14 protein-coding genes and 1 tRNA gene are annotated in these 18,698 nt (G+C 50.3%); 8 read left to right on the top strand and 7 right to left on the bottom strand.

What is annotated here, in order from left to right:
• Nucleotides 1-177: 177 nt before the first annotated feature.
• Nucleotides 178-3,960 carry an XrtA/PEP-CTERM system TPR-repeat protein PrsT gene (prsT, locus tag HUK38_RS10450; protein WP_182584270.1) on the bottom strand — a complete coding sequence of 1,261 codons (3,783 nt, stop codon included), beginning with the start codon at nucleotides 3,958-3,960 and terminating at the stop codon, nucleotides 178-180.
• 361 nt (nucleotides 3,961-4,321) lie between these two features.
• On the opposite strand from prsT, the gene rpmE reads away from it, so the two are divergent.
• Nucleotides 4,322-4,528, top strand: coding sequence for a 50S ribosomal protein L31 (rpmE, locus tag HUK38_RS10445; RefSeq protein ID WP_182584269.1), 207 nt, complete (start codon nucleotides 4,322-4,324; stop codon nucleotides 4,526-4,528).
• A gap of 76 nt (nucleotides 4,529-4,604) precedes the next feature.
• On the opposite strand, the gene HUK38_RS10440 is transcribed toward rpmE, so the two are convergent.
• Entirely contained in the window at nucleotides 4,605-5,420 is an 816-nt protein-coding gene (locus HUK38_RS10440) for a glycosyltransferase family 2 protein (RefSeq protein ID WP_182584268.1), read from the bottom strand.
• A 5-nt stretch (nucleotides 5,421-5,425) separates the two neighbouring features.
• Nucleotides 5,426-6,082: a YceI family protein gene (locus HUK38_RS10435; protein WP_238787587.1), complete on the bottom strand. Its 657-nt coding sequence runs from the start codon at nucleotides 6,080-6,082 to the stop codon at nucleotides 5,426-5,428.
• Nucleotides 6,083-6,164: 82 nt separating this feature from the next.
• Here HUK38_RS10435 and HUK38_RS10430 point away from each other — a divergent pair.
• From HUK38_RS10430 to HUK38_RS15680, 7 genes are all read left to right on the top strand, one after another.
• A tRNA-Met gene (locus HUK38_RS10430) sits at nucleotides 6,165-6,241 on the top strand.
• 205 nt (nucleotides 6,242-6,446) lie between these two features.
• A complete protein-coding gene (locus HUK38_RS10425; protein WP_182584266.1) occupies nucleotides 6,447-7,229 on the top strand; it encodes a SapC family protein in 783 nt (260 codons plus the stop codon).
• Nucleotides 7,230-7,306: 77 nt separating this feature from the next.
• The gene (locus tag HUK38_RS10420; protein ID WP_182584265.1) at nucleotides 7,307-9,049 is read left to right on the top strand and encodes a type I secretion system permease/ATPase; all 1,743 of its coding nucleotides are present in this window, start codon (nucleotides 7,307-7,309) and stop codon (nucleotides 9,047-9,049) included.
• A 17-nt stretch (nucleotides 9,050-9,066) separates the two neighbouring features.
• Entirely contained in the window at nucleotides 9,067-10,407 is a 1,341-nt protein-coding gene (locus tag HUK38_RS10415; protein ID WP_182584264.1) for an HlyD family type I secretion periplasmic adaptor subunit, read from the top strand.
• 54 nt (nucleotides 10,408-10,461) lie between these two features.
• Nucleotides 10,462-11,028 carry a hypothetical protein gene (locus HUK38_RS10410; RefSeq protein ID WP_182584263.1) on the top strand — a complete coding sequence of 189 codons (567 nt, stop codon included), beginning with the start codon at nucleotides 10,462-10,464 and terminating at the stop codon, nucleotides 11,026-11,028.
• Between the two features lie 11 nt (nucleotides 11,029-11,039).
• On the top strand, nucleotides 11,040-11,597 hold the full coding sequence (gene hslV, locus HUK38_RS10405; protein ID WP_238787586.1) for an ATP-dependent protease subunit HslV: 558 nt from the start codon (nucleotides 11,040-11,042) through the stop codon (nucleotides 11,595-11,597).
• A gap of 159 nt (nucleotides 11,598-11,756) precedes the next feature.
• The gene (locus tag HUK38_RS15680) at nucleotides 11,757-14,471 is read left to right on the top strand and encodes an ATP-binding domain-containing protein (protein ID WP_182584261.1); all 2,715 of its coding nucleotides are present in this window, start codon (nucleotides 11,757-11,759) and stop codon (nucleotides 14,469-14,471) included.
• Nucleotides 14,472-14,575: 104 nt separating this feature from the next.
• Here the strand turns inward: HUK38_RS15680 and yiaA are convergent, their stop codons facing one another.
• From yiaA to hemA, 4 genes are read right to left on the bottom strand one after another with little or no spacing between them, the layout of a single operon-like run.
• A complete protein-coding gene (gene yiaA, locus HUK38_RS10395; RefSeq protein WP_182584260.1) occupies nucleotides 14,576-15,013 on the bottom strand; it encodes an inner membrane protein YiaA in 438 nt (145 codons plus the stop codon).
• A gap of 27 nt (nucleotides 15,014-15,040) precedes the next feature.
• Complete coding sequence (locus HUK38_RS10390; protein ID WP_182584259.1) at nucleotides 15,041-16,243, bottom strand: class I SAM-dependent rRNA methyltransferase; 1,203 nt, start codon at nucleotides 16,241-16,243, stop codon at nucleotides 15,041-15,043.
• Nucleotides 16,244-17,332 (bottom strand): peptide chain release factor 1, encoded by a 1,089-nt coding sequence (gene prfA, locus HUK38_RS10385; RefSeq protein WP_182584258.1) that lies wholly within the window; start codon nucleotides 17,330-17,332, stop codon nucleotides 16,244-16,246.
• Nucleotides 17,329-18,606 (bottom strand): glutamyl-tRNA reductase, encoded by a 1,278-nt coding sequence (gene hemA, locus HUK38_RS10380; protein WP_182584277.1) that lies wholly within the window; start codon nucleotides 18,604-18,606, stop codon nucleotides 17,329-17,331. The genes prfA and hemA overlap by 4 nt, the downstream gene beginning before the upstream one ends.
• Between the last annotated feature and the right edge of the window lie 92 nt (nucleotides 18,607-18,698).

Below are 18,698 nucleotides of genomic sequence, written 5' to 3'. Positions count from 1 at the left end.
ACTCCCAGTAATCATCGTTTTTCGGCGTCATTTCATTCGGATTTTTATTGCAAAATTTGAAAATTTTCAATTGTGAGTCACTTGCAAATCAATCCGACTTTCCTGCTGTTAAATTAAAGCGAATGTTCCCACGCTTACCTCGTGGGAACGAGTGCTTTTGACACACCCTCACGTCAATCAATTCCCGTTCGTTTTCAAACGTGCCAGTAAACCTTTGGCCGCGTCGCGTTCAGCAAATTCTGCTTTTGCCGACTGCGTTAATATCTGTTCCAAGGTACTGATTGCCGCTCTTGTATCACCAGCCGCTTGCAGAATCTGCGCCCGATGGAATAAGAAATTCAGATTTTCCGGCTGCATTTGTAACACATCACGATTTAATTGACGTGCCTCATCTAATTGATCTTGTAGCATTAAAACAATTGACAAGGTGTCCTTAACTTCTAATAACTGAGGCGCTTGTTTATGAGCCATTCGCGCATATTCTAATGCTTTTTGCGGCTGACGTTCTCGCAATAACCATGCAAGATTATTTAAGGCCACCGCGTTATTTGTATCATTGGCTAATCCAAGTGTGAATTGCTCAATTGCATCTGATTCACGCTGATTAACTAGATAGTGCTGACCTAATGTAAAACGTACCGCGCTATCTTGCGGATGTATATCTAACCAGTCTTGCAGCGTGGTTTCAGACGCAGTGATTTGTTTTGCTTGCGTTTGTGCGTAGCTCAAGCGCATTACGTTGATAGCATTAGGTGATTGTTCTAATAAAGTTTTATAATGCACAATAGCGGCTTGCCAATCACCCGTTAATTCCGCTAATTTAGCTTCCAACAACCCAATGTCATTCGCTACTACTTTGGTCTCCGCCGCTGGCAGGCGTTTAAGTTCTGCCAAACTAGTTTTTAATCCTTTGACATCCCGTCGCGCTAGAGCAATTCGCGCTCGCATTAACAACGCCGGCGCCGCATCTGCATTCAATTTAATCGCCTGTTGTAATGCGGATTCCGCTTGATCTATTCGATTCAAGTTTAATAGCGTATCGGCTTGTGCTAACCAAACTTTTGCATCATTCGGCATCAATTTAGCCAATTGTTCCAATGTGTTATAGGCGGCAGTGAAATCACGGGCAACCGCATGTGCCTGCGCTAATAAACCGAGAAAAATGCGGTTATTTGCTTGCATATCACTGCGCGGTAATAAAACACTTAATGCGGCTTGTGGTTCATTCTGTTGCAAATGAAATGCGGCCAATTGCAGCGCCGGTTCTAATTGCTGCGGATTGCGTTCGACCGCCGTTTCCAAATACTGTTTAGCCGACACTTTATCATTCTGCGCTAATGCAACGCTGGCTAATCCACTTAATAACGCGGCATGACCTGGATGCAATGCCAAACTCTTTTCATATTGTGCCTGTGCTAATTGCGGATTCTTAGCGTATAACGCCAGCGTTGCTAAACCACTGGTGGCGGCAATTGCGCCAGGTTCAATAGTCAAGGCCTGATTAAACGCCCGTTCCGCCTCGGGCATTTTTGTATTATTCAAATACAATAAACCCAATAGCGTTTGCACCCGTGCTGAATCGGGTTGAAACTGTTCTAATGCTTGACCAGCGCGCAATGCCGTCGCTTTATCACCCAAGCGCATAAATCCCAAAACCAATTGTTCAACCAAATACCACTGTTTATCATCTTGATCGAAATTCGTTTTGATATTGCTGACATCTAATGCCTTTTTGAATGCGGCAATGGCGGTATCCGGACGACCTTGACGCTGCGCTTGTTGCGCGGTCATTAAAAGAATATCGGGGTGATTTTCACCCAATACAGCCGCTGCCGCGTTTAATGGTTCATTCGCCGCCGCCGGATTGGTATCCGCCAGTGCTAATCGCGCTTGCGCGGCTAATGCCGGCGCAAATTTCGGATTAACTTCAATTGCCGCTTGCAATTGCACTTTCGCCGCCGTGATATTACCGACCCCCGCTTCAGCCCGCGCCAGCGCCGTTAAAACCCGCGCATCTTTCGGGCGTTGTTGCCGCAGCGATTCTAAATGGGCGCGAGCAGCGGCGAAATCATTACCCGTCAGCGCCGCTTCCGCGGCCAATTCCAATATCGCCGCCTGTTTAGGTTGTGCTTTTAAGAGCGGCGCAATGAGTTCATTTACCTTATCCAGCGCATTTTGTTGCAAATAATACGCGGCTAAATATAATTTTGCTTCTAAAGCATCGGGATTTTTATCCACCGCTTGTTGTAACAATTGCAGTGCTTGTTGATTATCTTTATTGATGATAGCCAATTTAGCCAACGCAATTAATAACCCCGGGTGATCGGGACGTGCAATTAAACCATCGCGCAAAATCTGTTGAGCGCGGGCAACATCTTTATTCTCCAATGCAATTAACGTTAAGCCGTTAATCGCCGATAAATCACTGGCATCGAGTTTGAGTGCCTGCTGATACGCCGCTGTCGCCTCCGTCCACTGGCGCTGCGCGGCGTACACCGCCCCCAAAATCACCTGCGCCCGCGCTGACGTTGGCTCACGTTGCGTCCAAGCGACAGCCTCCGCCAACGCCTGTTGCGGTTTTTTGCTGCGCAAATACCCGGCAATCAATTGCTCCGCCGCGCCCGCCAACGTCGGCTCTTGTTGCAATGCAGTTTTTAATTCGCGCAAGCCCGCTTCAGTATCGCCCTGCGCCAATAACACCGTCCCCAACCGCGCACTGGCTTGGGCTGAATCGGGCGCTTGATTTTTAACCTGCCGCAAATAATCCAAACTTTCCGCCGTTTTACCCTGACTGGCCAGCGCATTCGCCAACAAATCCAGCGCCACCGTGTCGTCGGGCGATTGTTTGAGTAATTCGCGTGCCACGCGCTCGGCTTCCACCGCATCGCCGCCCTGCAACGCGGCGGTACTCAGCAAGCGCAACCCGTTGACATCATCCGGGCGGGCGGCGACAAACCGCTGCAAATTCAGCCGCGCCAGTTCAATCTGACCTTCCGCCAAGTGACTGGCACCGAGGAAAAATAATGCCGGGGTGAAATCGGGATTGCTGCCCAACACAATGTCAAATTTTTCAATCGCTTGAGTGTAATTTTTCTCAGCGTAAAACAGCACTCCCTCGGCGTAATCCACCTGCGGGTTCTTGTCCAACTGGTCACGCAGCGCGGCAATATCTTCACGCGCCGCGTCAAACTGGCGCAGTTGAATGCGGATCAATGTCCGATTAAGCCGCACCTGCGCCAGCGTCGGCAGTTTGGTCAGCGCCTGACTGTAGGCGGCTTCGGCCGCCGCCAATTGATTAGCCGTTCGCTCGATGTCACCCAACAAACTCAGCGCATCCAGCGAATCAGCTTTTTGCGTCAACACCTGCTGGGCAAGCGTGCGCGCTCCGTCGGTATCAGCGCGGGCAAGTAACATGCGCGCCTGTGCCAATTGCGGGAAAATGCCCTGCGGATCCCGCCCGCGAGCGGCCGCGATCTTGGCATCCGCATCGGCGGCGTGACCGCGTAAAAATTCCGCCGTCGCTTGAATAGCCAACAATTCCGCGGCAATCGGGGCGGCTAAATCGGCGGGGATAGTGAGCGCCACAATCTGATCGAGTTTGTCGGTTTGCAGCCACGCCTGCGCCAACCAGGGTTGATAATCGGTGAATGCCGCCCCGGCTTGTTGAGCGCGAGTCAATTCCTGCTCGGCGCCCACCGCATTGCCCAACCGCATCAACGCCTGACCAAGTAGCGCCCGTGCGCGGGCGGCACTGGCGGTATCCAATTGCGGTTCGGTGGCAGCCAGCGCATTTTTCAATTCAATCACCGCGGTGCGCCAGGCTTGCTCGTTAATCGCAGTCTGCCCTTTGGCAAAGGCCTCGGCGGCGGATTCGCTGCTACTGCAACTGGTGGTTAGCAAACTGCCGGTCAGGGCGAGTGTGGTAAAAATCAAACGACGGGCGCGATGGTGCGATGGCATAAATCAAGTCACTCCTAAACACGAATCATTTAAAACGAAACATGAGACAGTCAGGTCAAATATGTCGCTAGTTATACTAAAGAACGGGTGATAACTCGAATTTGCTGTGCAAACGGTGGCAATGGCTTTGACAGGCTTAATTATTTGTCGTAGATTGCACCGGATTTTGCAGGACTGGTGTGTTGGTTTGTAACCCCGCGACCAGTGACAATCATACTGCAAAGCCCCTGCGGTTTTGATTGCATTGCTGGCTATTTGCCAAGTTAAACATTTGACTTGACAAATGTTGAGTGCAGCATAACCTAGCGCTCCCGCATTAAACTCATTGAACTAACCTGCTTGATTTGAAGGTCTATCTCTAATGAAATCTGCCATTCATCCCGAATATCACGATGTCAAAGTGCTGTGTAGCTGTGGCAATAACTTTACCACCCGTTCGACATTAAAAAAACCGGAGCTGCATATTGAAGTCTGCTCGGCCTGTCATCCCTTTTACACCGGCAAACAAAAGATTGTTGATACCGGTGGACGAGTAGATCGCTTCCGGCGTAAATATGCGCGGGGTTAATTGAAACCCCGTCGCGTTAATAATCGTTCCCACGCGCCAACGTGGGAACATGCGCTGTTTATAATAGCCACGTTCATTAAAGATCATTCCCCCGCCCGCGCCTTCTAATCAATTGCAATACCCCCGCTTGCAATACACGCATTAAACCCAACGGATATAACCCGCGCCGCAGCAGGCGAATAGCGACCAGCCGCGTGATGCTCCAGGTATCATGCCAGGGACGGTAATGACTGGGACGCGCCGCGTGTTGATAACGATTGGCAACATCAACTCGATACACCGCCGCCCCGGCCGTCACCGCGTCAATCAACAATTCAGTCTCATACCTAAACCCTTGATTACATTGCGGTTTTGTCGGCAACTGCTGAAGCAGCGCCGCCGAATACAGCCGCAACCCCGACTGCGTGTCGGTGATCGCCTGTCCACACGCCCACGAAACCCAAAAATCGGCAAAATGGTTGGCAAAACGCCGCAACGGTGGCGATTGGTTGCCATCTGCGCGCTGGCGGACGGCGATGATGAGCGGGAATGGTGACTGCGGCGCGGTGCGCTCGGCAGCCCGCAGCAGACGCGGAATATCGGCGGCATCGTGCTGATTATCGGCGTCAAATGTGACAACCCACGCCGCCCCGCTCGCCAGTGCCTGCGCAATGCCGGTGGCGAGCGCAAAGCCCTTGCCGCGATTGATCGGGTGAGTAAGTAATTGAATTTGCGGATATTCTGCGACCAACTCGCGCACCCGGCGAGCGGTGTCGTCCCCTGAACCGTCGTCCACCACGATCACCGCCGTCACGCCGGCTTGCTGGCAAACTGCGCGCACGACGTGACCGATGCTGGCGGCTTCATTAAATGCGGGAATGATAACGGCAGCGGTCCCGGCGGGGGCAATCATTATTATTACGGCGCGGGTTGCACGAAGGTTAAATGAAAGTTCACGGGAACGGCGCGGCTAATCACCGGCAGCCCGGCCAATTCGCGCAATTGCTCTAGCGCGGCGGTAAAATTGAATTGCGCCGCGTCTAAAATCACCGGTTTTTTATTCGCCACAAATAAGGTCGTTGCATTCAATTTGGCCACCGTCACTGTCACTTTAATTGCCTGATTCACGCCATGTAATGACAAGGTGGCCGCGCTGGTTAATTCAACCATCTCACCGACCTTGAGCGCATCCAGCGCGGCGGTGTCTAATTGCGCGGTTAAGGTCGCGTCTTGAAACTGTGCCGTTTCAAACAAAATATCACGCAGGCGCTGATCGCGCACCGCATTATCAGTGGTTAAACTGGCTAATGGAATGCGAATGGTGAGGGCGCCGGCGGTTGTCAACTGCCCGTTTAATTGTGCGAATTGATGCACGTCCGCCAAATTCTGCGATTTAATTGAAATAAAATTCAATTGCGAACGGGCGGCATCTAATGACCAATCCGCCCAAGCTGATGTGGTTAGCAGTGTGGCGGTCATTAAAATAAAACTGCGGGTTAAATTACTCATGCGGTCAAGCTCCTCGGTGGTGTTGATTGATAACGTCGTGAAATGAATCGTGATAGTGGTCAACATAGGCGCCAGTGCGCCGGAATTAAAGGGCCGCGCATTTGGTACTTGACGTTGTGAGGCTAATTAGCTAAATTGTGCGCTTATTGGCTACGTAGCTCAGTTGGTTAGAGCGCGGCACTCATAATGCCGATGTCGCTAGTTCAAGTCTAGCCGTAGCCACCAGCTTACTCTGCACATTTGCGGTGATTTTGCATACCCAAATGTGCCATCCCCACCGTCAAGCTGCGCATTTCGCACCCGTCCCTGTTGTTTTACCATGCCGCAGGTGCGATCATTCACTGTTATTTCAAACTGATATGATATGCGCGTCATGCCGTGATCGCGCCGTGTCACGTTTTTTATTACGCCACCGCAGCAAGTGAATACCATGTCTCAACCGCAATTTACCCCCGTGTCATTTGATCGCCACGCCAATAAACTCTGGCGGCGTTTTACCAGTTATCATTTCGCCCAATCATCCGCTGTATTACCGCTCGTCGCCGCTGAATTGGCCAAATCCGTGATGGCATTTCCCATTGCGTTTATTCAAGATGAAGCGGGCGCCTATACACCCGTTGCGGTGCTGGGTTTTAATGCCGGGCAGAATTTGTTCATTGCCCCAGACGGACGCTGGCTCGGGCGTTATATTCCCGCCGTATTACGCGGTCATCCGTTTCGTTTAGCCAGTCTTGGTAATGATAAATTGGCGCTGTGCGTGGATGACAACAGTGAATTGGTGCAAGAGGTTGATGGCGAACCGTTTTTCACTGCTGACGGTCAAATCGCCCCGAGTGTCGCGCAACTCATGGAGTTTTTGCGCCAATTGGAACACAACCGGCAATTAACCATCACCGCAATGGCGACCCTCGCTAATCATCAGTTATTACAACCCTGGCCAATTAAAATAGATCAGGGCGCGGCGGGTGAACGGCAATTAACTGGATTATATCGCGTGGATGAGGCGGCATTTAACAATGCCCCGCTTGAGGTATTAACCGCAGTACGGGCGGCGGGTGGTTTACCGATTGTTTATTGCCAGTTATTATCCATGCAGCATTTATCCATGCTCGGCGAAATGGCCGCGGCACAAGCGCGAGCGCAGGCGCAATTATTACAAAAATCCAAAGAACTATTCACCTTCCCCGACGACGGGTTGCTGCATTTTGATTAGCGCGTTGATTGAACCAAACATCATGTTTTGCCAACAGTCATTCACCCGCCACCGCTTTTTTTCACAATAGGCGATTTATGTTTCATTTACCATCACACGCTGCCGCCCGCAATCGTCCTGATGATGAATTGCAATTAGCACTTAAACTGAGTCGCACGTCTTTTTTAGTCGCGGCATTCTTCAGTTTATTTATTAACCTGTTAATGCTCGTCCCGTCTATCTACATGTTGCAAGTGTATGATCGGGTCTTGGCCAGTAATAGCGAAACGACCCTGTTAATGCTCACTTTATTGGTCGTCGGGTTATTTGTCATCATGGGTACATTGGAAATGCTGCGGGCGCGGATTTTAGTTCGCGTCAGCGCCCGATTAGACATGTTGTTAAATACGCGCTTATTTAATGCCATGTTTGAAGCCAATTTACGCGGCCGCGGCCCCGGCGGGCAACCCATTGAAGATTTAACCAATTTACGCCAATTCTTAACGGGCAACGCATTATTCGGTTTTTTTGATGCGCCCTGGATTCCCATTTACGTTGCGGTGTTATTTTTTATTCATCCCTGGTTGGGTTGGTTGGCAATTGGCAGCGCGGTACTATTAAGCATCGTTGCATTTTTCACGGACTTTTCCACCCGCAAACCATTAGCAGAAGCCAATAACTTGGCAATTAGCGGGCGGAATTATTTGAATGGTAATTTGCGCAATGCCGAGGCGTTGGAGGCAATGGGCATGTTAGAAAATGTCCGCCACCGCTGGTTGACGCGGCATAAACAATTACTCATTTTGCAAGCATTGGCGAGTGATCGCGCCGGCGCGCTGAGTAGTTTAAGTAAAAGCCTGCGCGTGACGTTGCAATCATTAGTATTAGGGCTGGGTGCATTATTGGCAATTCAACAAGTTATTACCCCGGGCATGATGATTGCGGGGTCAATTATTCTCGGTCGCGCATTAGCCCCGGTGGATTTGTTAATTGGCAGTTGGAAAGGATTTTTATCCGCCCGTTCAGCGTATAAACGCTTGCAAGATTTATTATACGCCGTCCCCGCCCGCCCGCGCAGTATGCGGTTGCCGCCACCGACTGGGCAATTGAGCGTGGAAAATGTCGTGGCCGCCCCGCCCGGCTCCAATGTTCCGGTGTTGCGCGGGGTGCGATTTGACGTGAACGCCGGCGAAATTGTCGGCATCGTCGGCCCCAGCGCGGCGGGCAAATCCACGTTGGCGCGGGTGCTGCTCGGCGTTTGGCCAATCGCGTCGGGCAAGGTGCGCCTCAGCGGGGCGGACATCAGCCAGTGGAATCGGGACGAACTCGGGCCGTATGTCGGTTATTTACCACAGGACATCGAGTTATTTGACGGCACGGTCAGCGAAAATATCGCCCGTTTTGGTGAAATTGACGCCGATCAGGTTGTGGCGGCCGCGCAACGGGCGCAGGTGCATGAAATGATTTTACGGTTGCCCAAAGGGTACGACACGCCGATTGGGGTGGGCGGCGCGGTGCTGTCGGGTGGGCAGCGGCAGCGCATTGGTTTAGCGCGGGCAATGTACGGTCGGCCGGTGCTGGTGGTGCTGGACGAGCCGAATTCCAATTTGGACGATCAGGGCGAGGCGGCGCTGGTGCGGGCGGTGACGCAGTTAAAAAACGACGGTTCGACGGTGTTGCTCATCACGCATCGGTTAAGCATTCTCAATAGCGTGGACAAAATTGTGGTGCTGCGCGAGGGGCAGGTCGAGGCGTTTGGCACCCGCGAGCAGGTGTTGCCGCAGTTTGCCCGCCCGGCGGCGGTGGCTCGTCCAGCGTTACAAGCAACGGCAACTAACTGATTTTTCGAGTATTTTTTATGGATATTGACATCACTCCGCGCCGCATCAGTGCGCCCGAACCCAGTCTTGAAGTGCCGACGAACGACAAATCCATTTGGATCGGCGGTTTGCTGGTGCTGTTTTTCGGTTTCGGCGGGTTCACATTTTGGGCGGCCGTCGCACCATTAGATAGCGCCGCGATTGCGCCCGGCGTGGTGGCGGTCGAATCGGCGCGCAAAACCGTGCAACATTTCGAGGGCGGCATTGTCAGCGAGATTTTGGTGCGCGAGGGCGATCATGTCACCTCTGGTCAATTATTATTGCGCATGGATAATACCGAGGCGAGTTCGCAATTAGAAATCGTGCGCTCGCAGTATTTATCATTATTAGCGCGTGAGGCGCGGTTAATTGCCGAGCGGGATGAATTAACCAAGATTGCTTTTGCCCCCGAATTATTAGCGGTTAAAGATGACCCGCGCATTGCTGATTCAATGATTGGTGAGCAACGGTTATTTGAATCACGGCGTAAAGCATTGGCGGGTGAAAAGGCGGTTTTGCAGCAACGCGCCGAGCAATTAAATGAGCAAATACTCGGATTAAAAGCGCAGGCGGATAGCAAATTAACGCGAATTAAATTGTATCAAGAAGAGATCACCGGGCTGAAAGACTTATTTAAAAAAGGTCTGGGTGATAAAAGCCGGTTGCGCGAATGGGAGCGGCTGGTGGCGGAATTAGAAGGTGAGCGGGCTGAACATCAAGCCTCAATTGCCGCAGCGCGGGTGCAAATTAGCGAAACGCAATTGCAAATCAATCAATTGGACCGGCGGTTGGAGAGTGAAGTAGCGACGGATTTGCGCGATGTGGAAACCAAATTAGCCGATTTACGCGAGCGCATTCGGGCATTAGAAAAAACGTTAGCGCGCACTGAAATTTATGCGCCAGTGCCGGGTAGTATTGTTGGCATGGGACAGCACACCATTGGCGGTGTTATTCGCCCGGGCGATAAGATTCTTGACATCGTGCCGAATGATGAAGATTTAATTGTTGAGGCGCAGGTGCAGCCGGTTGATATTGATCGTGTCGAGCCGGGATTAGAAGCCGATTTGCGCATGAGTGCGTTTAATACCCGCACCACGCCGGTCATTACAGGCAAGGTATTAACTGTTTCTGCTGACCGTTTAATGAATCAACAAACCGGCGTTCCTTATTATTTAGCGCGGATTCGTGTGACAGCCGTTGGCATGGATAAATTGCGCGGGCGGACATTACAAGCGGGAATGCCCGTTGAGGTGATGATTAAAACGGGCGAGCGCACGTTTCTTGATTATCTCATTCGGCCGCTCATGGATCGGTTTGCGGTTGCATTCACCGAAGAATAGGGCGTTATTTCCCCATTCAATACTGATTAGGATGAATGCGTGAGTGCAGTGGTTATGACGCCGAGGATTGAAAACCGGTTTATTACGCAACAGCTCAGTTGTTATTTCGATCAAGTTGAAGACCGTCTGTTATTAATGGCTCATGCGCCGCACGGTCAATTGCGCACGGTGGCGCTCACCCGCCGTTTAACTGAACGGTTAATTAACGCTTTTGCCACCTTGTTAATGGATTCGAGTGCATTAGCAATGCGGGCACCGACCGAAGCGCGGGCGGATGTGGTGTTATTAGAACATCTGAGCGCGGTCACAACTAATCGCCATTTCAATCCACCGCCGTCAATCACAACACCCGCGGCGTCGGCAATGACTACGCAATCATCTCCCGCCCCGAATAATCCCTCTATACCATTAATTAGCAGTTTGCAAGTGCAAATAGAAGCGACGGCGTTTCATTTGCATTTTCACACGGCAAGCGATGAAGTGTTGATATTAACACTGCAACGCCCTGAATTGCATTGTTTATTAGAATTGCTGCGCCATTATGCCGAGGTGGCGAATTGGAATATCGTCATTGAGACAGCGTGGTTTATCACCCGCCCACCCCCTTATCTTATTAATTAACTTGCGAGGTTATGATGCCTTCATCATCAATTGCACTGCATGGCACCACCATTTTATCCGTCCGCCGCGCCCAGCACGTTGTCATTGGTGGCGATGGGCAGGTTTCATTAGGTCAAACTATTGTCAAAGGCAATGCACGCAAAGTACGCCGTTTATACAAAGAACGGGTATTGGCGGGATTTGCGGGTGCGACGGCGGATGCGTTTACATTATTTGAACGCTTTGAAGCGCAATTAGAAAAGCATCAAGGGCATTTGGTGCGCTCGGCAGTGGAATTAGCAAAAGATTGGCGCACAGATCGCATGTTGCGGCGATTAGAAGCGATGTTGTGTGTGGCGGATTTGAATGCGTCGTTAATTCTGTCGGGGAATGGTGATGTGATTGAACCCGAACAGGGCATTATGGCAATTGGCTCGGGCGGTTCATTTGCTCATGCAGCAGCGCGGGCGTTAATGGAAAATACCGAATTGGATGCGCGTCAAATTGTCGAGCGTTCATTAGCAATTGCCGCTGATATTTGTGTGTATACCAATCATCAACGGGTGATTGAGGAATTGCGCGGGGAATAAAGCGTGCTGATTTATCGTTGAGATCATAATGATCTGTAAAGGGATTAAAGTCCGATTTGACAGTGTTTTTTTGCATAGTTTTTTTAGTCAGTGTATTGCACTTACTACAATAGATGATTAGTATATCAGTGCCGATCATATATGTTAACGGAGCATTATATGGACTTGCACACAAAAACAACACACGCACTAAAACAGGTTGCTACCGAATCGCTTACCGTTTTTAAGACTATCGCAGATAGTTGTCAAGATAAACTAAAACAATCACGTTCATCCGATTATGAAACAGCATTTGTTCATAATAATACGTTGACAAATTCAAATGCGGTTAACAACCTCGCAAATATCAGTGCAGTCAATCAAGCCAACTATAGTTGTTTAGCCGATAAACCAGTTTTTGCTCGCGTGACTGGAGTGAACGAAAACGGAGAGCGAAAAACTTATTATATTTGTCGGGGCGTTCCACCATTTGTAAAAGATTCAAACTGCGCCAGTTATCAATCTCCAATAGGACGTTTGGCATCTTTAGCAGTCGGTGATGAGCATGATGTTGGAAATAATACACTTGAAATTATTGAAAAATTTATTTTCGACCCTGTTTTAGAAAACAAAAACTGGGATTCAAAAAATACAAAAGCCTATGGTGAAAATTTTGGTGAACGGGGCTGCTATACCGTAGAATCGTTAAGAAAACTGATCGAATCTTCTAAATCATTAGAAGATAAAGCAATAGAAGATATTGAAAGATTATCTGATGAAGACCAGCTGAGGCAAAATATTTTTGAGGGCGTTCGGCGTAGCATTATTGACAAAATGGAATTGCGTGATCAGCCCATTCTCGATCAATATCAGGATGAAATTTTTCGATTGCCACTCGATGAACGGTTATTAATTCTTGGTTCGCCTGGTACAGGTAAGACAACGACTTTAATTCGGCGGCTTAGTCAAAAAGTTGATGAAGAATATCTTGACGAAGATGAGAAAACTATTGTTGATTCTGTGAAAACAGAAATTCCGTACGCCCAAAATTGGTTGATGTTCACGCCTACTGAGTTGTTAAAACAGTATCTTAAAGAAGCATTTAATCGGGAGCGTGTTCCAGCACCGGATACTCATGTCAAAACTTGGGATAACTATAGATCAGACTTGGCAAGAAATAAGTTTAATATCTTAAAAACATCCAGTTTTAATGGTGATGGATATGTATTAAAAGAATCGGTTGCTATTTTAACCGATACCGCGCTGGATAATTTGATTGGTTGGTTTGAAGATTTTTATGAATGGCAACGTGTAACTGTTTTTGACGAGTTGTATTTGTCTGCTGAAAAATTGGCGAATAGTTCTGATAAAAAAGTTGCTGGTGTTGGACAACGATTATTATCAACACTTAAATCCGTAAAGCATCAAATGTCACCAAATAGTTGGGTGACAGTTGTTTTAGAAGGGCAGCTCATTCAAAAACATTTAGACGACATCAGAAAAGATATAAATAAAAAAATAATAAATGTCGTGGCTGAATTACAATTTCACAATGGAAATTTTTTGAATGAATTAGCAGTATTTATTGATAGTCTTAAACACTTATCTAGCAGTGATGATCAAGATGACAGCGACGATCAGGATATTGACGAAGAAGAATTACAGCAATCTGCTAATGTGCAAAAACAGGCCTTTAATGATTATAAAAAAGCAGTGAAAGCACAAGCAAAGGCTTTAGTTAGTCAAAGTCCTTTGAGAAAAGAGAGTCGTAACGCTAAAATTATTCAATGGCTAGGTAATCGTGGGTTGAGTGAAAAAACCTATCAGGTTGTAGGAAATAACTTAATTATACAATCAAGTGCGCGACGTTTTCTAAATCCAATCCTGTCTAATATAGCTAAAAAATATCATGCCTTTCGCCGGCAGCGGCAACAGGAAGGCAAATGGTATTTTAAGAGTGGTTTTAATTCAACGGATTTGCATTCATTAGAATTGGATGTGATCTTACTGACAATATTTAAGAGCGCTCATCAATTTTTTATACGACAAAGGGATTTCAATATTGATAAGCATATTGACCGAACGGCGTTTTCATACTTAAAAAAAATGCGAGATATTTATCGTCATCAGGTTTTTGTTGATGAAGCGACCGATTTTTCTCCAATACAACTTGCTTGTATGGCGCATCTTTCAAGTCCACAGATACAATCTTTTTTCGCTTGCGGTGATTTTAATCAACGCCTAACCACTTGGGGTACACAATCTGAGGATGAGATGCACTGGATTTTTTCTAATACCAACAGAAAAATTGACATTAAAAAAATTAAAATCGCGTATCGGCACAGCAGTCAGCTTAATCAATTAGCCCGATCAATTGTTTTGGCCTTTGATGGAAAAGATCAGGATGTAGTGCTGCCTAAAGATGTGAATAATGATTGTGTTTCGCCTGTACTACTGGAAAATACTATCAATAACTCAGTGATAAAGTGGTTAGCATCACGCATCCAAGAAATTGAAAAACTGGTTAAAAAATTACCTTCTATTGCGGTGCTTGTTTGTGATGAACAAGAAGTTGAAACAGTTGCGCGTGATTTAAATAGCGTATTAGAGGAAGTCAATATTAGAGCTATTGCCTGTCCAAAAGGTCAGACCAGAGGGCAAGATACGGACGTTCGAGTATTCGATGTTCAATATATTAAAGGGCTTGAGTTTGAAGCGGTCTTTTTTGTTGGTATTGATCGTCTTGCATCTTTGCAGTCAAAACTCTTTGATAAGTATTTATATGTGGGTACGACACGCGCTGCAACGTATTTGGGAATTACTTGCGATCATTTATTGCCAAAGTCTCTTACCGCATTGCGTCACCTGTTTATCTCTAATTGGACTGACATATAAAACCTACAGGAGTCACGCTGTTGATCGTTCCCGCGTTCTAATGTGGGAACGCACTCTTCCTTGAAAAATCAATCTGTTAGAATCTAAACTGCGTCACTTCTGCTTTAATCTTCATTAACCACATCGTGTTTATTTGGTGCAGCCGCATCAAAGAGCGCCAGATCGCGCACATTCTTTTGCACGGCAATTGCACCAAATAAACTCAACAAAAATGCCATTGCATAAAAGCCTTTTTCACTGGCATTGAGGGCGGCATTCCAAAGGCCGACGGCAAGTAATAGAATAGACATGCCGAGTGATAACCAGCACAAACCGTAATATAAACTGGTGACGGCAATGCCTTCCAAGCGGTCGCGCACCGATTTTTGTAATGAAACAGCGGCAAATAATCCATACATCAGCAGCACAAAATAATAGCCCTTTTCATTGAGCGGCATCGTGGCATTCCATAGTCCAATCAAATAAACAACCGCGCCAATGAACAGCGCCGCCCACGATGTGCCAATAAAGGCGCTGGTCGGACGTTGGAGTTGTGGATTCATTTGACGCCACCTTGAGTTGATTTAATATCAATGCCCCGGCACAACGCTAAATACCAATGTTTTCAAATAATCCGTCTCGGGCATCGCCGGGTGAATCGGATGATCGGGCGACTGACCGGCGCTGTGCAATAATTGAACGGTGCAATGTGCCCGCCGCGCCGCGTGTTGCACAGTGCGCACAAATTCCATGCGGCTTAAATGATAAGAACAGGAAGAGCTGACTAATAACCCGCCCGGTGCTACCAATTGCAACCCTAATTGATTTAACCGTTGATAGGCTTGCAATCCTTCGTGTTCATCTTTACGCCGTTTAATAAGCGCCGGCGGATCAAGAATGACCAAATCGAATTGCGCATGGTGATCGCGCAATTGCCGCAAAACATCAAACGCATCGCCGCGCTGCACTGCCACCCGATCAGCAACCCCATTGTCCTGTGCAATTTGTTCGACCTGCCCCAGCGCGGCGGCGGAACTGTCCACGCAAATCACCTGTTTTGCGCCATTCGCCGCGGCCTGCAATCCCCACGCGCCGAGGTAGCAAAACACGTCTAACACCCGCGCCGCCGTGCCAAATCGCGTCAAATAGCGGCGATTGTCAGCTTGATCGTAAAACCAACCCGTCTTTTGCCCGCTACTGGGTAGCACTTGATAGCGCACCGCGCCTTCGGTCAATTCAACACTGCCCGGGTCACTGCCCAGCACCCACTCGATGGTCTGCGGCAGGCATTCGATAGCGCGGCAGGAGGCATCGTTGCGCAACACGATGTGACGCGGGCGGATAACCTGCTCCAGCGCGGTCAAAATCCAGTCGCGCTCGCGCTCCATGCCCGCCGTGCCAAGTTGCACTGCCAGCAGATCACCGTAGCGATCCACCACCAGTCCCGGCAACCCGTCACTTTCGCCGTACACCAGCCGATAAAATGGTTGGGAATACAAGCGGTTGCGCAACGCCAGCGCGGCGTGTAACCGCGCCAGCACCAGCGCGGAATTGAACGGGTGGGCGCGCTGATCACTGACCACGCGGGCGCAGATCAGCGCGTTGGGATTGACGTAGCCGTGCGCTAACCACCGCCCCTGCGCGCTGATGATTTCCGCCGTCTGCCCCGGTTCAAAACCTGACAAAGGCGTGGCGGCGGTATCGACTTCATTGCTATACACCCAGCAATGACCGGCTAATAACCGGCGCTCTTGATCTTTTTTTAATCGCAATGGCGCGGCGGAATGTTGCATTTAATAAGACTCGGCAGACATGAGCGCGGTTAATTGATCGGCCTGATCTTCTTGGCGCAGCGGTTCAATCACCTGCAATAAATGACCCAGCATGATCTCATCCAATTTGTACAGCGTTAAATTGATGCGGTGATCGGTTAAACGATTCTGCGGGAAATTATACGTCCGAATCCGTTCAGAGCGATCACCACTGCCGACCTGCAATCGCCGCGATTGACTCTGCTCGGCCGCCTGAGCTGACTGCGCCGCCGCGAGCAACCGCGCTTGCAGCAGCGACATCGCCCGCGCCCGATTTTTATGCTGCGAGCGCTCATCCTGACACTCCACCACCACGCCGGTCGGCAAGTGCGTCAAGCGCACGGCGGAATCCGTTTTATTGATGTGCTGCCCGCCCGCCCCCGAGGCGCGGTAGGTATCCACGCGCAAATCACTGGCTGCAATCGGAATTTCCTCCACCGCTTCGACCTCGGGCAAAATCGCCACCGTGCACGCGGACGTATGCACCCGCCCCTGCGCCTCCGTTTCTGGCACGCGCTGGACGCGGTGCGTACCCGCTTCAAATTTCAACTGCGAATACACCGCCTGCCCACTGATACGCAGCACGATTTCCTTGTACCCGCCCAACTCGCCGTCGCTGGCGCTCATCAACTCGTGCCGCCACCCTTGCTGCTCGGCAAAGCGCAAATACATCCGCGCCAGATCAGCCGCAAACAACGCCGCCTCCGCCCCGCCAGTGCCAGCGCGCACTTCCAAAAAAATGTTGCGCTGGTCATTCGGATCCGGTGGCAGCAGCAGGCGTTTGAGTTCCGGTTCGAGCAACTCACGCTGGCGCTCGGCCTCGGCCAATTCATCCCGCGCCAAGTCCGCCAATTCGGGATCCGCCAACAGCGCCTCGGCTGCGGTCGTACTCTGTTCCAGCGTCAAATATTGCTGGTAACACTGCACCACCGGCTCCAGTTGCGCGTACTCCCGACTCAGATCGCGGTATTGATTTTGATTGCCCTGCACCTCCGGTTCAGCCAGCAGGGCGGTGATGTCGGCAAAGCGGTCGGCCAGACGTTCAAGTTTGCCGCGAATAGACGGGTTCATCGGCTACTGCGCTCAAGGTCTTGACCGAGTTGGAATAATTCATTGGCGGCTTCGAGCAACTCGGCTTGACCTTCCCGCCCGGCGCGACGCAAGCGCACACTCGGGGTATGCAGCAATTTATTGGTCAGGGTGTGCGCCAATTGCCCCAGCACTTCCGCGGCTGGTTTACCCGCAGACAATTGTTTTAACGCCCGCTCCAGCACCTCGTCGCGGATGGACTCAGAGCGGGTGCGGTAATCCTGAATTAACGTCACCGCGTCCAGCGAGCGCAGCCAGCCCATGAACTCGTCGGTGTGTAACTCGATGATTTCTAACGCCTGTTGCGCGGCTTGATGACGCGAGCGCATCCCTTCTTCCACCACGCCCTGCAAATCATCCACCGTGTACAAATACACGTCGTCCAATTGCGCGACCTCGGGTTCGATGTCACGCGGCACGGCGATGTCAACCATGAACATCGGGCGATGTTTGCGGATTTTTAACGCCCGCTCGACTGCGCCCTTGCCCAAAATCGGCAGCGGACTGGCGGTGGACGAGACCACGATGTCCGCGTCGGGCAGGTGATTACTGAGTTCAGTCAACGAGATGGCGTAACCCCCGAATTGTTCCGCCACGAGGTGCGCACGTTCAACGGTGCGATTGGCGACGATGATCCGCCCAATGCCGTGCTGGTGCAGATGCCGCGCCGCCAGTTCAATCGTCTCACCCGCGCCGATCAGCAGCGCCGTTTGCGAACTCAGATCGCTAAAAATCTGCCGCGCTAAACTGACGGCGGCGAAGGCGACGGACACGGGGCTGTTGCCAATCGCGGTGTCGGTGCGCACCTGTTTGGCGACGGCGAAACAGTGTTGAAACAGCCGCCCGAGCAAGCGTCCCGTCGTGGCGCTGTCGCTGGCAGTTTGAAACGCCGCCTTGACCTGCCCCAAGATTTGCGGCTCGCCCAGTACCATCGAGTCCAGCCCGCTGGCCACGCGCAGCAGGTGATGCACCGCGGCGCGTTCCTGATGAACGTACAAATGCGGCGCGACCATTTGCGGGTCCACGCCGTGAAACCGCGCCAGCCAGTCGCGCACCACGCTCTCGGCGTGACTGTCGGTCAGCGAGCAGTACAGCTCGGTGCGATTGCAGGTGGAGAGGATGACTGCCTCGTCGGCTGGTGTTTGTTCAAGCAAACTGCGCAGCGCCGCGACTATCACCGTCGGGCCGAATGCCAGACGTTCGCGGATGTCAACCGGGGCGGTTTTGTGATTTAAGCCAAGTGTGAGTAGCGTCATACGCGCAAAAGATCGTTGGGTTGGTTGTGGAGTGGATTGGTGAAGTGAATTGTCAGTTAAAGTTTTTGATTGTTCCCACGCGCCGGCGTTAA

Source organism: Thiospirillum jenense (assembly GCF_014145225.1).
Classification (GTDB): domain Bacteria; phylum Pseudomonadota; class Gammaproteobacteria; order Chromatiales; family Chromatiaceae; genus Thiospirillum; species Thiospirillum jenense.
This window is presented reverse-complemented; position numbering and strand designations above follow the sequence as displayed.